Genomic DNA, 12678 nt, shown 5'->3' with positions numbered 1-12678 from the left:
ACAATCTTTCTTTACAATATATAAGGGGTTTCTTGATACACGTAATAATTCAGCCAATTAGAGAATAATAGATTCCCATGGCTCCTCCACCGTACAAGCGGCTTCTCATTTGGATTATTATGCTTAAAATAGTTTTTCGGCACATCAATATTTAACCCTTTTTGGCGGTCCCGGTCGTATTCTTGCTTTAACGTGTCACAACTATATTCACTATGCCCAAGCGCAAACACTTGTCTTCCTCCTTGCCCAATAACAAGGTGAACACCTGCTTCCTCAGAGTTTGCTAACAGTGTTAATTCTGTCACCTCTCTAATATCACTCTCTCGTACTTCTGTATGACGAGAATGCGGGGCAAAAAACAATTCATCAAACCCTTGTAACAGTTTCACATGTTGCTCGCAAACTTCATGTTCAAACACACCGAACATTTTTTCCTTAAGAGGATACTTTGGAACGCCATAATGATAGTACAAACCAGCCTGTGCTCCCCAGCAAATATGAAGCGTAGATGTTACATTCGTTTTTGAATACTCCATAATATGTTTAAGCTCTTCCCAATAATCTACCTCTTCAAAAGCAAGGGTCTCCACTGGCGCTCCTGTAATAATAAGCCCATCAAACTTTTCATTTTCAATATCACGAAACGTTTTATAAAAGCTTGTTAAATGTTCTTGCGTTACATTACGAGATAGATGTGATTCCATATGAAGCAAATGAACATCTAATTGTAACGGTGTGTTTCCAATTAAGCGAAGTAATTGCGCCTCTGTATCTTGCTTCGTTGGCATTAAATTTAATATAGCAATTTTTAAAGCACGTATATCTTGTGTTTCTGCCCGCTCCTTCGTCATTACAAAAATATTTTCTTTTTGCAACACTTTGCGAGCCGGTAAATCTTTATCAATTATGATCGGCATGTGTTTTGCCTCCAACTAGAGCTGCTTCCAAATCTGCAATAATATCAGAAACATCTTCTATACCAACCGATAAACGAATTAAATCAGATGTAACACCAGCTAAACGCTGATCTTCAGCATTTAATTGTCTATGCGTCGTACTAGCAGGATGTATAACGCAAGTTCGTGCATCAGCTACGTGCGTTACGAGAGTTGCTAGTTTTACATTTGCGATAAATTCTTTTGCTGCTTCTAATCCGCCTTTAATACCGAAAGTTAAAACACCACTAGCACCTTTTTTCAAATACTGTTGTGCTAATGAGTAATTTTCATTACTATCTAAGCCCGGATAATTCACCCATTCAATACGTTCATGATTAGCAAGCCAATTAGCAACTGCAAGAGCATTTTCACTATGACGTTCCATTCGTAAATGCAATGTTTCTAAGCCAATATTGCTAATATATGCATTGAATGGGCTCATACAATTTCCATAATCTCTTAATAGCTGAACACGTGCTTTCACAATATACGCTGCTGCACCAAAGTTTTGAACGTAACTTACACCATGATAACTTGGATCTGGTTCAACAAGTTCAGGATACTTCCCATTTGTCCACTCAAAGTTTCCACCGTCAATTACAATACCGCCTAAGGAGCTCGCATGCCCATCGATATATTTAGTCGTAGAATGAACAATAATATTGGCCCCATGTTCAAACGCCTGGCATAAATAAGGAGTTGCTAATGTATTATCAACGATAAAAGGTACCTCTAATTCTTTAGCGGCAGCTGAAAATTCTTTAAAATTTAAAACATTCATCGCTGGATTTCCTAACGATTCTGCATAGATAAGTTTCGTCTTGTCATTAGCAAGCGCCGTAATTTCATCTGCCGTTAAATTTGGATTAAAGAACGTAACATCAATGCCCAGTTTACGCAAACTCACTCCAAATAAATTAAACGTTCCCCCGTAAACCGTTGAAGAACAAAGTAAATGATCCCCACTACTACAAATATTTAAAACGGCGAGCATAATAGCTGCTTGCCCAGAAGCCGTTGCAACAGCTCCTACACCGCCTTCTAAATCTGATAACTTCTGCTCAAATGCGGCTAGAGTAGGGTTTCCAATACGCGTATAAATATATCCTTCTGCCTCTAAGTTAAATAGAGCTGCTAAATCATCCGAAGTATCGTATTTATACGTTGTGCTTTGATAAAGTGGTAAAACACGTGGTTCACCATTCTTTGGCGTATAGCCACCTTGCACACAAATCGTTCCTTTTCCCCATGATTCTCCCATCTCTCATTCTCCTTTCTTTTATACAAAATAAAAAACTGCCCCTTTCCTGAAAACAAGAAAGGAGCAGTTTGAAAACACGCTCTAAAGGCTCTTTCTTATCTCTCAGGATTACTACCTGCAGGATTTGGCACAATTCCGTTATACGGCTGTTGCCAAGGTTTCATCGGGCCTGTCCCTCCACCTTTTCTTGATAAGACTATGCAATTACCGTTGATTTTATAGCAATAATTTCCTAATGTCAAACAGTTTTTCTGAATGTTCTAAAATAAATGTTAACAGTTTCATATAAAGCAACAAAAGAATTATATTCCATACTAACTCGAAAAATACCTTAGAAAAAAATGATTCATGTAAAATAAACCCGAATCATCTATTTTCATTAAACAAACTGTTTTAATAGAGCGTATAATTCTTCAAAATTATGCACTTCATATGTCGGTATAATCCCACTATCATTTAATTTTCTTTCTGGATTAAACCAACAAGTATCAATTCCCGCTACATATCCACCTTTAATATCAGCGCTTAATGAATCCCCAATAATCAGCCCTGCTTCAGGTGCAAAGTTAGGAATCCATTCAAAAACATAATCAAAATACTCTTTCATCGGTTTTTGAAAACCTGTATCTTCCGAAACAAAAACATCTTTAAATAATGAATGTAAACCTGCATTACGCAAACGTTTATCTTGCGTCTTAGAAACACCATTTGTCACTATATACAATTCATACTCTCCTTGAATTTGATTTATAAATTCAAACGCACCTTGCATGAGTTGATTTCCTTCTTCTAAGTAGTTACGATAATTATTTTCGAATAATATTCCATCTACTTCTTCTCCATACTCTTTAAACAACAGAGAAAATCGTGTATTTACAACTTCATTGCGTGATAGTTCTCCTTTTTCAAAAGCATCCCAAAGACCTTTATTTATTTTTTTATAACGAGCCTCTATCTCGTCTGTTAAAGGGATTCCCTTCTCTTCAAAAAGCACCCGTAAAGCCACTTTTTCAGCCCTTTGGAAATCTAGTAATGTATCATCTACATCAAATAACAATGTTTTATATTTTTTCATAAATTCATCACACTCTCTTTTCTACAAAAACAAATTTACATAAATCGTATCATTCCTTCTTGTAAAGATAATAGGAGATATCTCATACTATACATGGGGGGTGAAAATATGAAAATCAGCAAAAATGAGGAAGAAATTTATCAATACATGCGAATCCATCAATTCCATACCCTATTTTCATTTCATGTCTTGCCATATGTAGAGCTGCATTCTTTTCAAACGAAAGAGATGATATGTAGCGAAGGAAATGCTCTCCCTTATCTCTATTACTTAATTTCTGGGAAAGCAAAAATATATATGAGTCATCAAAACGGGAAGGTTTCCTTAATTAACTTTATTCAAGCACCTTCGTTCATTGGGGAATTAGGATTAGTTGGCGTAGAATCCGTCACGAAAACGGTGGAAGTAATCGAAGATTGTATATGCTTAGCGCTTCCTCTTAAAGATTGTCAGCATCTTTTGTTACAAGATGCTACCTTTCTACAGAAACTATGCAAATTTATCGGTGAAAAAACAATTACCCGAACGGAAAGTTATGCTAAAAATAATAGTTATCCATTCGAAAACCGTTTAGCGGCTTTTATTCTATTAACAGAACAAAATAACAGTTATACAGAAAAACATACCGAGGCCTCGGAATATTTAAATGTCAGCTACCGTCATCTTCTATATGTATTAAATCAGTTTTGCCAACAAAATTATTTAAGAAAAGAAGGCCGAACATATTATATACAAGATCGAAATACATTAGAAAAACTTGCTGATGAACTAAAAATATAAAAAAACAGCATTAACATGTAAACATTAATGCTGTTTTTTCGAGTGACGATTATAATTTTAATTAAAATTTACTTGCTACTTTAGCTGCTTCTTCAAGACCTGCAGCAATAATTTCTTCTGCTTTATCTGGGAATTGGTTATGTCCTTCAATAATTACTGTTTCCATGTTTGTTGCGCCGAAGAAGCCCATCATACTTGCTACATATTTAACAGCCATTTCTACCTCAGCTGCTGGACCTTCTGAATATACGCCGCCTCGTGCATTTAATAATGCAATCTTCTTATCTCCGATTAGGCCAACTGGACCCTCTGGCGTATATTTGAATGTTTTACCAGCACGGTTTAAATAATCAATATATGTGTGCAATACTGCTGGAATCGTTAAGTTCCATAATGGGAAGCCGAAAACAACTTTATCAGCTTCTAGAAATTGATTTAAATACTTATCAGCAACTTCTACTGCTTTTGCCTCTTCTTCTGTTAAATCAAATCCTTTACCTACCTTGAATGTACCATTGATCATGTCTACGCCTACATATGGTAATTCTTCTTTATATAAATCAAGTTCTACTACTGTATCATTTGGATGTGCTTCTTTATAGTTTGCTAAAAATGCCTCATATAATTTTACACTAACTGCTTGTTCCGCTGGACGGTTATTTGCTTTAACGAATAAAACTGTTGCCATTATTTATTCCTCCTAGTACTCACTCTTATGTGGTTATATGCTTTCAAAAAGGTATCCCCTGTAATTGTTGTCTTGTTGCTTACCAACATATTTTATCTTTATATCAAGACAATTTCTTCCTCACATAGACGTATTTTTCCATAAAAAAAGTCCACCTTCTAAAGGCGAACTAGGTCTTACGACTTTCGTCTTATACAATTCCATTTTTCACTGCATATAATGCCGCTTGCGTACGATCAGATAAATTCAACTTACTCAAAATGCTACTTACATGCGCCTTAACTGTCTTTTCTGTAATAACTAAAACAGATGCAATTTCCTTATTGCTCATCCCTTTCGCTAATAGCTGCAATACTTCATTTTCTCTCGCTGTTAGCACATCCACTATAGAAGGTTCTTCTTCCTTTTCTTCTACAGGTAATGTTTGAGAGAGAAGAGCATTTGCTATATCCGGATGTAATTGAATATTACCTTTATATGCGCTTCGAATAGCCTCAACAAGCTGATCGGGTTCTACATCTTTTAAAATATACCCACTTGCTCCAGCCCTTAATGCAGGTAACACATGCGCCTGATCAGAAAAACTAGTCAATACAATTACTTTCACATTTGGATACTCTTTTTTAATATATGCCGTCGCCTCAACACCATCCATTTCAGGCATATATAAATCCATTAATATAACATCAGGATTTGTTTCTCCTACTTTCACTAACGCTTCTTTCCCATTATTCGCTTCTCCAACTAACTCTAAATCTTCCTGTGTACTTAAGAAAAATGCTAATCCTTTTAAAACAACTGTATGATCATCAACTAACAATACTTTTATTTTCACGAACTTCCCTCATTTTCACATCATAATGGTACGTTTATTTTTACACTTGTTCTTTTCTTATCACTTACAATTTTAATTGTTCCACCAACTAATTCTACTCTTTCGCGCATCGTAGTCATACCTAGTGATTTTTTTTCTTTTATATTCTTTTCCACAAAGCCCTTTCCTTCATCAACTATTTCTAATGATACATTTTTCTCATTCACTGTAAAATAAATCGTCGCTTCTTTTACACCTGCATGCTTACTTACATTGTTCAGTGCTTCTTGGCCTATGCGCCACAAAGCTTCTTCTACTACACGCGGTAAATCACGAACACCCGTAACTTGCTCCCTTATTTTCAGTCCCAAATTTTGACCGTACTTCTTTAGAGCTGGCAATAATCCTTTTTCTAATCCTGCCGGACGAAGCTGCCAAATTAATGTCCTCATTTCTTTCAAAGCTCCTTGCGCAAGTTCACGCATCTCATGCAAAGATTGATCTACCTTTTCATTTTTACCTTTTAAAACTGCCTCGGCGCCTTTTGTCATGAAGGTTAATGAAAATAATTTTTGCGAAACAGAATCATGTAAATCTCTTGCTAGCCGATTTCTTTCTTCCATTCTTACAAGTTCACGACGCTGTTCGTTTAGCCTTAAATTCTCTATTATTAATGAAACATGGTTCGACAGCGCTTGAATTACATCTATTGTATTAGCATCAAACCCTCCATTATTCAAGCTAACACATAAAACACCAAATATATGGTTTTGAATATGTATTGGTGTAGCAATAACAGCTCGATTTAGATGTACATTATGTCCTATTTGATGTTTTATTAGAACTGGTTGATCTTGCTCTAACGCCTTCTTGGCCGCCTCTTTTACATCCTCTTGTAATTCTTCCTGAACGTAAGACGCTCGCAAAGATAATTCTTTTTCCTCCCTAATAAAAAGCGCCACTTGATTCCATTGAAATACTTCACCTACGTGATTTACCACCTTTTCAGGTAATACATTAAACTTATGAATCGTTTTTAAATCTTGAATGAAACGCTCTAATTTCACATAATAATGTGCTCTTCTTTTTTCATTTTCATATAATTTTGTTCGCTTTAAAGCCGTACCAATTTGGAAAGCAACCGATTGGAGTAATACTAATTCTTCTTCCGAAAAATGTGTTTTACCCGGACTTGCAACATTTAACAACCCAAATTTTTCTCCTCCAGCTTTTAAAGGAACAGTAGCATGATGAAGAATGCCCTCCGTATCTCCCCAATTATATTCAATTGCATTATTAATTCTTTTACATTCAATAATATTAACGGCTCTTTCTAATTTCCCATCTACAAAACCTCGTAAACACCAACACTCACCTTCGCACATCGGGCGTTTATTTTCATATGTAAGTGCCTCTGGTAATTGGTAATCAATCAACTTCGTATACTTCCCATTTTCATCCGCAAGAAAAATCCATCCTGTCGTTAAGCCTGTTACACTTAGTAATTTCTCTAGGACAGCTTGCAATACATGATATGTATCATTTGATGTATTTAATGTTTCTGCAATTTCCTTTAATATAACTAATTCATTTGTACGATTATCTCGAAACATACTCAGTCTCCTGCATACAAGATTTTAAATAGCTCTTAAAATAAATCATCTACTTTTCACTTTGTACTTATTCGTAACATTGATATAATGGTGAGAACATAGTTTTCATTATATCACTCGAGGGGGCTTTCATAATGACATTAAATAAAGCACTTACTATCGCTGGTTCTGACACAAGTGGCGGTGCTGGTATACAAGCAGATTTAAAAACATTCCAAGAACTGGGCGTATACGGAATGACATCTCTTACAACAATCGTAACGATGGATCCACATAACGGTTGGGCACATAACGTATTTCCAATCCCAGCTTCTACATTAAAACCACAATTAGAAACAACAATTGAAGGTGTTGGCGTAGACGCTTTAAAAACAGGTATGCTTGGATCAGTAGAAATTATTGAAATGGTTGCAGAAACAATCGAAAAGCACAATTTCAAAAATGTAGTAGTTGACCCTGTTATGGTATGTAAAGGTGCAGATGAAGCATTACACCCTGAAACGAACGATTGCTTACGTGACGTTCTTGTGCCAAAGGCATTAGTTGTAACGCCAAACTTATTTGAAGCTTACCAATTAAGCGGTGTGAAAATTAATTCTCTTGAGGACATGAAAGAAGCAGCGAAGAAAATCCACGCTTTAGGTGCCAAATACGTACTAATTAAAGGTGGAAGCAAACTTGGTACGGAAACTGCAATCGACGTCCTATATGATGGAGAAACATTCGATCTTTTAGAATCAGAAAAAATTGATACTACAAATACACACGGCGCAGGTTGCACATATTCTGCTGCAATTACAGCAGAACTTGCAAAAGGAAAACCTGTGAAAGAAGCAGTAAAAACTGCTAAAGAATTCATCACAGCTGCTATTCGTTACTCATTCAAAATTAACGAATACGTAGGTCCAACTCACCATGGTGCATATCGTAAATTCGTTGTATCAAAAGAACTTGTCTAATATATAAATAAAAAACACTCACAAAGTTCATACATTGCCTCTGTGAGTGTTTTTTATAAGCTTTATGTCTTCTGGTCATCTTATCTTTAAGATGCAGAGCTGACCTTATTTCTACCATTTCGTTTCGAGTAGTATAACGCATCATCCGCCGCTTGAATAAATTGCTCCGGTGATTCTTCATATTCTGAAACTCCTACCGAAACCGTAATTTTTATTTTCTTTCCATCTAACAATTGAAATGGGTGATTTTCAACAGCTGTACGAATTTGCTCGCCCACACGAACTCCGTAAGCTAATCCCATATTTGGTATCAAAAGCGCAAACTCCTCTCCACCCTTTCGAAAAGCCAAATCCGGAAATTGTGAAGTTTCTCGTAAAATACATCCTACTTGTTTTAACACTTCGTCCCCTGCAGGATGCCCATACATATCATTTACATACTTAAAGTGATCAATATCTATAAGCAATAAACAAAATGGATCATTTTTCATGTTCTTATTACTAATATGACGATTCATCTCTAAATCAAACTGCCTTACGTTTCCTAGTCTTGTCAATGCATCTATCGTCGCGTATTGCTTCATCGTTTGAAATAACTCGTTAGATTGTAAAACATAGTTTGCACTTATGAATGTTATGTAACCTGTAGTAATACTAGAAATGAAATATAATCCTACTACTTGAATGTCTTTAATTAACCATATATATAGCGCTGGAATTAGAATAGATAAAATATATGTGTGTAACCATACCCACTTTTCCCCTAAGGAAAGCCTCATACGCGAAAGAAAGATGCTACCTATTCCTATTGCAATGATTGTATAAAAAGCCACTTGAGAAGCTAATGAATAATCCATAAATAATAGCCTAATTACTAAAATCATACCTACAGTTATAGTACTTGCTATTGGTCCCCCAATTATAACGGCTAAAATGACAGCTAAGTAGCGCAAATCTAATAGGATAGTACCAACATGAACACCGAAATACATTAGCAATATACCTAATATTCCAGTAAAAATACCGACTACACATTTCTGCCAAAAAGAGAATCCTTCTTTTAACGGCTTATCCCTTAAAAGCTGTCCTCCAATAAAAATAAAGGAAAGAATAATTGTTGTATTTACAAATAAGTCTCTTAACATAAAATAATCTCCCTACTTTTCCATCTATCCCCTTCCTCACTTTATTGTATACGAAATACCTTTAATTCCCAAAGTTTTTGTTTATTTTTTGCTGTTCCACGTGAAACAACAAAAAATAAAAAGGGCGAAAACTCGCCCTTTTTTCATTAACAACAGCGTGATATTTTTCCACCCTTTGCGTTAAATCTTGCTTCTTGTGCCTCAGCAAAAAACTGCTTTTGACATAAAACCTCTTCTTCAGGATGATGTTGTTTCATATGCTCTACGTATACTTCATAACTTGGTACCCCAACGAGCAAACTAATAAAGCGTTTTCTTTCACTCCATACTTGCCACAACTTTTTAAGCATAGTTCCTCGACTCACTTTCATCTCTAGGAATATATGGTGCCTCTTTTAACGGCATTGGCTTATTTCTTAATACTATGATCCAAATTCGAAGTGCTGAAATTAACACAGCAATTACAACTATCATAAAAATTCCGCAAAGCGCTGCATCGATATAATCATTGAAAATAATTTGCTTCATTTGAGCGACATTTTTAGCTGGCGCTAACACTTTCCCCTCATCTAATGCTCCCTGAAATACCTTTGCATGCGATAGAAATCCAATTTTAGGATTTTCATGAAATAGCTTTTGATACCCCGCCGTCATCGTTACAATCAGCAACCCGACAGTTGGAATAAGTGTTACCCAAACGTACGCCTTTTTTCCCATTTTGAACAAAATTGTCGTTCCAAGTAATAATGCAATACCTGCTAGCATTTGATTTGCAATACCGAAAAGTGGCCATAATGTATTAATTCCACCGAGCGGATCTATTACCCCTTGGTATAAAAAATATCCCCACCCTAATACACATAATGTTGTAGCGATTACATTCGCTAATGTAGAATCCGTTTTCCCAAATGGCTTATATACATGCCCTAAAATATCTTGAATCATAAATCGGCCGACACGCGTTCCGGCATCAATTGTTGTTAAAATGAATAGAGCTTCAAAGAGAATCGCAAAATGATACCAAAATGCCATCATGGCCGTTCCACCTATTACTTGTGAGAAAATATATGCCATACCTATCGCTAATGTTGGCGCACCACCTGTACGTGATAAAATCGTTTGCTCTCCAACATTTACAGCGAGATCTTTTAGTTCATTTGGTGTAATAGCAAATCCCCATGAGGAAATAACTTGAGCTGCCTGCGAGACATCTGTACCGATAAGTGCTGCGGGACTATTAATTGCAAAATACGTTCCCGGTGTTAATACACAAGCTGCAATCATCGCCATCGCTGCTACAAACGACTCCATTAACATTGCTCCATAACCGATTGGCTGTGCGTGTCCCTCTTGCTCAATCATCTTCGGCGTCGTACCTGATGAAACGAGAGCATGGAATCCAGACACTGCACCACAAGCAATAGTAATAAATAAGAACGGGAATAAGTTTCCAGAGAACACAGGACCAGTTCCATCAATAAATTTTGAAACTGCTGGCATTTGTAAATCTGGTGCTACAATTAAAATACCGATTGCTAAACCTACAATTGTTCCGACTTTTAAAAATGTACTTAAATAATCACGTGGTGCTAATAACATCCAAACTGGTAATGCAGATGCAATAAATCCATATACAATAAGCATAATAGCAATTGTTTCACCACTAAATGTGAACATACTTGCAAGTGTTGGATTTTCTGCTACATACTGTCCTCCAACAAGAGATAAAATAAGTAGGATAATACCAATTACTGATCCTTCTCCAACACGACCAGGCCTAATATACCGCATATAAACTCCCATTAAAATAGCGATAGGAATCGTTGCTGCTATCGTAAACATTCCCCAAGGACTTCCGATTAGTGCCTTTACTACGACTAACGCTAATACTGCTAATAAAATAATCATAATTCCTAAAATACCTATCATTGCAATTAGTCCTGTAACAGGTCCAATCTCATCTTTAATCATTTCTCCTAACGATTTACCATTACGTCTCATCGAAGCAAATAAAATGACAAAATCTTGGACAGCTCCCGCAACAACTACCCCAACAATAATCCAAATGGTCCCTGGTAAATATCCCATTTGTGCTGCTAAAATCGGTCCCACTAAAGGTCCCGCCCCAGCAATCGCTGCAAAGTGATGTCCAAACAATACCCACTTATTTGTTGGAACATAGTCTTTCCCATCGTTTAATGTATGGGCTGGTGTTTGCCGATTATCATCTAAATTAAAAACCTTTCTCGCTATAAATCTACTATAAAAGCGATAAGCAACTGCATATACACATACGGCAGCTACTAAGAGCCATACAGCATTAATGGTTTCACCTTGTGATAAAGCTATTACCCCAAAAGCACCTGCTCCTACTGCTGTAATAACACTCCAAAGTAAGATTGATTTCAATGTCTTCACATACAATTCCCCCAATACTATTTCTTAGTGGAGATTGTACTAAATTTTCTGAATATTTAACTTGAATCCTCCCTATCATGAAGGATTTTCAGTTTATCATGTTAAAATACTCTCATTACCTACTATAATTCAATGTTATTTCGAAGGCGTTTTACATAATTACGACTGACTGGAATCGGTTGCTCATCATACCTATCTAAATACAAATTATACGTTCCATTGTAATAAGGTTTCAGTTCTTTTACATATGACATATTAATTAAATAGCTTTTATGCACACGTAAAAAATCATATACATTTAGCTTATTTTCTAATTCCTGAAGTGTATATGTTGAAATATACTGATTATTCGTTGTGTAAATTGAAACAGTTTTATTTTCTTTATTTTTACTTACATATACGATATCTTCTGGAAGAATGTATCGTATACCCTCTTGACTTTCTATCGGTAGTTTACGCAAATAACTCTTTGCTTTCTCACCTTGTTCTTTACCTATTTTATATAAAAGAAATTGTAAATCTTCTTCACGAAATGGTCGTAATAAATAATAAAATGCTTGGAAACGAAAAGCTGTAATAGATTCTTCTATGTTTTCACCTACAAAAATAAATTTTGTATAGCAATTTATTTCTCGTAATAAACTTGCATATTCAAAACCAGTACCATCTAGTAATTTGGAACTTAAAAAAACAAAGTCTGGTATATGTTTTTTCATCATAAATAAAGATTCTGTTCCTGTCTTTGCTTCAAAACATTCTACATTTCTCATATTTTCAGTGAAATTTTCAGCTAACTCTCTTCTCTCTTCTGCCTCTTCCATGATCAGTAAAATTTTCATTTCTTCAACCACCTAATTCTTTGTCCATATGCCCTGCTGTATACATTCGCTTTTATAAGAAATAATCCCTTTTTCTTACTATACCATTATTTATCTAAAAAAACAGAAAAAAGGAAACCACTTCGGTTTCCTCTCTCCCTTTATCCTA

The 12678-nt window shown here is 35.6% G+C and carries 12 protein-coding genes and 1 riboswitch; of the genes, 2 read left to right on the top strand and 10 right to left on the bottom strand.

The window, feature by feature from the left end; genetic code table 11:
- Nucleotides 1–11: 11 nt before the first annotated feature.
- From metA to ACTFRH_RS18740, 3 genes are all read right to left on the bottom strand, one after another.
- Nucleotides 12–917, bottom strand: coding sequence for a homoserine O-acetyltransferase MetA (gene metA, locus ACTFRH_RS18750; RefSeq protein WP_001121539.1), 906 nt, complete (start codon nucleotides 915–917; stop codon nucleotides 12–14).
- Nucleotides 901–2199, bottom strand: a complete 1299-nt coding sequence (locus ACTFRH_RS18745; RefSeq protein WP_000504784.1) for a bifunctional O-acetylhomoserine aminocarboxypropyltransferase/cysteine synthase — start codon at nucleotides 2197–2199, stop codon at nucleotides 901–903. The genes metA and ACTFRH_RS18745 overlap by 17 nt, the downstream gene beginning before the upstream one ends.
- A gap of 92 nt (nucleotides 2200–2291) precedes the next feature.
- Nucleotides 2292–2396: riboswitch (SAM riboswitch) on the bottom strand.
- A gap of 182 nt (nucleotides 2397–2578) precedes the next feature.
- Nucleotides 2579–3274: a YjjG family noncanonical pyrimidine nucleotidase gene (locus ACTFRH_RS18740; protein ID WP_000760216.1), complete on the bottom strand. Its 696-nt coding sequence runs from the start codon at nucleotides 3272–3274 to the stop codon at nucleotides 2579–2581.
- 108 nt (nucleotides 3275–3382) lie between these two features.
- On the opposite strand from ACTFRH_RS18740, the gene ACTFRH_RS18735 reads away from it, so the two are divergent.
- Nucleotides 3383–4054 carry a transcriptional regulator YeiL gene (locus tag ACTFRH_RS18735; protein ID WP_000703324.1) on the top strand — a complete coding sequence of 224 codons (672 nt, stop codon included), beginning with the start codon at nucleotides 3383–3385 and terminating at the stop codon, nucleotides 4052–4054.
- A 61-nt stretch (nucleotides 4055–4115) separates the two neighbouring features.
- On the opposite strand, the gene ACTFRH_RS18730 is transcribed toward ACTFRH_RS18735, so the two are convergent.
- The 3 genes from ACTFRH_RS18730 to ACTFRH_RS18720 form a co-directional block, all read right to left on the bottom strand.
- Entirely contained in the window at nucleotides 4116–4742 is a 627-nt protein-coding gene (locus tag ACTFRH_RS18730) for an FMN-dependent NADH-azoreductase (RefSeq protein WP_000246736.1), read from the bottom strand.
- Nucleotides 4743–4932: 190 nt separating this feature from the next.
- On the bottom strand, nucleotides 4933–5577 hold the full coding sequence (locus ACTFRH_RS18725) for a response regulator (protein WP_000695800.1): 645 nt from the start codon (nucleotides 5575–5577) through the stop codon (nucleotides 4933–4935).
- A gap of 20 nt (nucleotides 5578–5597) precedes the next feature.
- Nucleotides 5598–7169 (bottom strand): GAF domain-containing sensor histidine kinase, encoded by a 1572-nt coding sequence (locus tag ACTFRH_RS18720; protein WP_000488130.1) that lies wholly within the window; start codon nucleotides 7167–7169, stop codon nucleotides 5598–5600.
- 134 nt (nucleotides 7170–7303) lie between these two features.
- Between ACTFRH_RS18720 and pdxK the strand changes: the two genes are divergently transcribed.
- Entirely contained in the window at nucleotides 7304–8128 is an 825-nt protein-coding gene (pdxK, locus tag ACTFRH_RS18715; RefSeq protein WP_000174252.1) for a pyridoxine/pyridoxal/pyridoxamine kinase, read from the top strand.
- Between the two features lie 86 nt (nucleotides 8129–8214).
- Here pdxK and ACTFRH_RS18710 read toward each other — a convergent pair whose 3' ends face one another.
- The 4 genes from ACTFRH_RS18710 to ACTFRH_RS18695 all read right to left on the bottom strand — a co-directional run bounded on the left by ACTFRH_RS18710 (nucleotide 8215) and on the right by ACTFRH_RS18695 (nucleotide 12530).
- Nucleotides 8215–9273: a GGDEF domain-containing protein gene (locus tag ACTFRH_RS18710; RefSeq protein ID WP_000942903.1), complete on the bottom strand. Its 1059-nt coding sequence runs from the start codon at nucleotides 9271–9273 to the stop codon at nucleotides 8215–8217.
- 146 nt (nucleotides 9274–9419) lie between these two features.
- Nucleotides 9420–9623, bottom strand: coding sequence for a YbdD/YjiX family protein (locus ACTFRH_RS18705; protein WP_000914506.1), 204 nt, complete (start codon nucleotides 9621–9623; stop codon nucleotides 9420–9422).
- Entirely contained in the window at nucleotides 9616–11691 is a 2076-nt protein-coding gene (gene cstA, locus ACTFRH_RS18700) for a carbon starvation protein CstA (RefSeq protein WP_000854320.1), read from the bottom strand. The genes ACTFRH_RS18705 and cstA overlap by 8 nt, the downstream gene beginning before the upstream one ends.
- A 122-nt stretch (nucleotides 11692–11813) precedes the next feature.
- Complete coding sequence (locus tag ACTFRH_RS18695) at nucleotides 11814–12530, bottom strand: LytR/AlgR family response regulator transcription factor (RefSeq protein ID WP_000698257.1); 717 nt, start codon at nucleotides 12528–12530, stop codon at nucleotides 11814–11816.
- Between the last annotated feature and the right edge of the window lie 148 nt (nucleotides 12531–12678).

Origin of the sequence: Bacillus cereus group sp. MYBK216-1 (assembly GCF_051916495.1) — a bacterium.
Lineage (GTDB): Bacteria > Bacillota > Bacilli > Bacillales > Bacillaceae_G > Bacillus_A > Bacillus_A thuringiensis_K.
The sequence above is the reverse complement of the archived record's forward strand: the minus strand, read 5'-3'. Positions and strand labels throughout refer to the sequence as shown.

Coding starts and splice junctions, on each gene's coding strand:
- ACTFRH_RS18730 (WP_000246736.1), bottom strand. CDS start 4,742: ATGGCAACAGTTTTATTCGTTAAAGCAAATAACCGTCCAGCGGAACAA.
- ACTFRH_RS18745 (WP_000504784.1), bottom strand. CDS start 2,199: ATGGGAGAATCATGGGGAAAAGGAACGATTTGTGTGCAAGGTGGCTAT.
- ACTFRH_RS18705 (WP_000914506.1), bottom strand. CDS start 9,623: ATGCTTAAAAAGTTGTGGCAAGTATGGAGTGAAAGAAAACGCTTTATT.
- ACTFRH_RS18710 (WP_000942903.1), bottom strand. CDS start 9,273: ATGTTAAGAGACTTATTTGTAAATACAACAATTATTCTTTCCTTTATT.
- metA (WP_001121539.1), bottom strand. CDS start 917: ATGCCGATCATAATTGATAAAGATTTACCGGCTCGCAAAGTGTTGCAA.
- pdxK (WP_000174252.1), top strand. CDS start 7,304: ATGACATTAAATAAAGCACTTACTATCGCTGGTTCTGACACAAGTGGC.
- ACTFRH_RS18720 (WP_000488130.1), bottom strand. CDS start 7,169: ATGTTTCGAGATAATCGTACAAATGAATTAGTTATATTAAAGGAAATT.
- ACTFRH_RS18740 (WP_000760216.1), bottom strand. CDS start 3,274: ATGAAAAAATATAAAACATTGTTATTTGATGTAGATGATACATTACTA.
- ACTFRH_RS18695 (WP_000698257.1), bottom strand. CDS start 12,530: ATGAAAATTTTACTGATCATGGAAGAGGCAGAAGAGAGAAGAGAGTTA.
- ACTFRH_RS18735 (WP_000703324.1), top strand. CDS start 3,383: ATGAAAATCAGCAAAAATGAGGAAGAAATTTATCAATACATGCGAATC.